The sequence below is a fragment of the Arcicella sp. GW821-FHT09D11 genome (assembly GCF_059416265.1).
The window spans coordinates 1-2,500 of sequence record NZ_JBWKOV010000019.1; the positions used below are offsets into that span (position 1 = coordinate 1).

The 2,500-nt window shown below is 47.2% G+C and carries 2 rRNA genes (1 of these 2 cut by a window edge); both read right to left on the bottom strand.

Annotated elements, in window-relative coordinates:
• Positions 1-9: 9 nt before the first annotated feature.
• A 5S ribosomal RNA gene (gene rrf, locus AC07N0_RS23070) occupies positions 10-121 on the bottom strand.
• 105 nt (positions 122-226) lie between these two features.
• A 23S ribosomal RNA gene (locus AC07N0_RS23075) occupies positions 227-2,500 on the bottom strand (it continues 553 nt past the right edge of the window).

A 2,500-nucleotide genomic window follows, 5' to 3' on the forward strand; every position in this document is an offset into this window, starting at 1 on the left:
TTCTAATATTTTTGGGGTTTATTTACTTTCCCGCATGTGATTGCAGTATCATCAACGGAACTGGGCTTAACTTCTCTGTTCGAGATGGGAAGAGGTGAACACCAGTCCTATCAACCCCATAAATTCTTTGAGCTATTAAGCTCTATTTCTTTATGAGTAATTCATATAATATTGTGAAAGATGTTGAAGAGTAAGAACTATAAAGATTATATATCATACGGTTATGTTAATAAAGCTGTTGGGTAATTAGTATTGCTCGACTTTGGTATTTCTACCTTTACATCTGCAACCTATCAAGGTCGTCATCTACGACCGCCCTTATATGGATTACTCATCTTCAGGTCAGTTTCGCACTTAGATGCTTTCAGCGCTTATCTGGTCCCGACGTAGCTACTCAGCTATGCTCTTGGCAGAACAACTGATACACCAGCGGTCAGTCCAACTCGGTCCTCTCGTACTAAAGTCAGAACCTGTCAATAATCCTACGCCCACAACAGATAGGGACCGAACTGTCTCACGACGTTCTGAACCCAGCTCGCGTGCCACTTTAATCGGCGAACAGCCGAACCCTTGGGACCTTCTCCAGCCCCAGGATGTGACGAGCCGACATCGAGGTGCCAAACCTCCCCGTCGATGTGAGCTCTTGGGGGAGATCAGCCTGTTATCCCCAGAGTACCTTTTATCCTTTGAGCGATGGCTGTTCCATACTAAACCACCGGATCACTATATCCTACTTTCGTACCTGATCGACTTGTATGTCTCACAGTCAAGCACCCTTTTGCTATTGCACTCTACGCACGGTTACCAAGCGTGCTGAGGGTACCTTTGAAAGCCTCCGTTACTCTTTTGGAGGCGACCACCCCAGTCAAACTACCCACCAAGCAATGTCCCTATTTAGGTTAGAATTCCAGTACAAGAAGGGTGGTATTTCAACGTTGACTCCATCATGCCTAGCGACACAATTTCACAGTCTCCCACCTATCCTACACATCCAGTACCAGAACTCAATGCTAAGCTATAGTAAAGGTTCATGGGGTCTTTCCGTCCCGTTGCGGGTAAACGGCATCTTCACCGTTACTACAATTTCACCGAGCTCACGGCTGAGACAGTGTCCAGATCGTTACACCATTCGTGCAGGTCGGAACTTACCCGACAAGGAATTTCGCTACCTTAGGACCGTTATAGTTACGGCCGCCGTTTACTGGGGCTTCGATTCAATGCGTCGCTTGCGCTAACATCCCCTCTTAACCTTCCAGCACCGGGCAGGTGTCAGGCCTTATACGTCAACTTTCGTTTTTGCAAAGCCATGTGTTTTTGTTAAACAGTCGCCTGGACCAATTCTCTGCGGCCTCTCATCGCTGAGTAGGCTCCCTTTATCCCGAAGTTACAGGGTTAATTTGCCGAGTTCCTTAGCCGTGATTCACTCGAGCGCCTTAGAATATTCTTCCCAGTCACCTGTGTCGGTTTACGGTACGGGTTACTAATAAGTATAGATTCACAACTTTTCTTGGAAGTCTCTTCGCTTACTCGGGTCTGCCTTGCGGCTTCTCCTCAAAGGCACTATTCCGTCAGTACCTGCAAACCACGAATCTCCGTCATTGTGTTTCCCTATTAGTAAGTTCAGGAATATTAACCTGATGTGCATTAAGTCTTCGCCTTCGCTAAACCCTTAGCCCCCGACTAACCCTCAGTTGATTAGCATAGCTGAGGAAACCTTGACTTTTCGGCGTGCGGGTTTCTCGCCCGCATTATCGTTACTCATCCCTACATTTGCTTTTCTGACCTCTCCAATAAACCTTGTCGATTTACCTTCGCTGATGTCAGAATGCTCCCCTACCAGTATGTACATAGTACATAATCCAAAGCTTCGGTACTATACTTGATGCCCGTTTATTATCGATGCCCGCCTCGCTCGACCAGTGAGCTGTTACGCACTCTTTAAATGAATAGCTGCTTCCAAGCTAACATCCTGGCTGTCTCTGCAATCAGACCTCCTTTGTTCAACTTAGTATAGATTTAGGGACCTTAGCTGTTGGTCTGGGTTCTTTCCCTCTCGGACAGTGACCTTAGCACCCCTGCCCTCACTGCCGTGTAAATTTCATGCCATTCAGAGTTCATCAGGATTTGGTAGGATGTGACTCCCCCTAGTCCTATTGGTAGCTTTACCTGCATGAAAATAACCACGACGCTGTTCCTAAAAACATTTCGGGGAGTACGAGCTATTTCCCAGTTTGATTAGCCTTTCACCCCTACCCACAGCTCATCGAAATACTTTTCAACGTAAACTCGTTCGGTCCTCCAGTGTGTGTTACCACACCTTCAACCTGGCCATGGGTAGATCACAAGGTTTCGCGTCTACTCCCCCTGACTAAACGCCCTATTCAGACTCGCTTTCGCTCCGACTCCAGTTCTGTAAACCTTAATCTTGCCAGGAAGAGTAACTCGTAGGGTCATTATGCAAAAGGCACGCCGTCACAGAATCGCTCTGCTCCGACCGCTT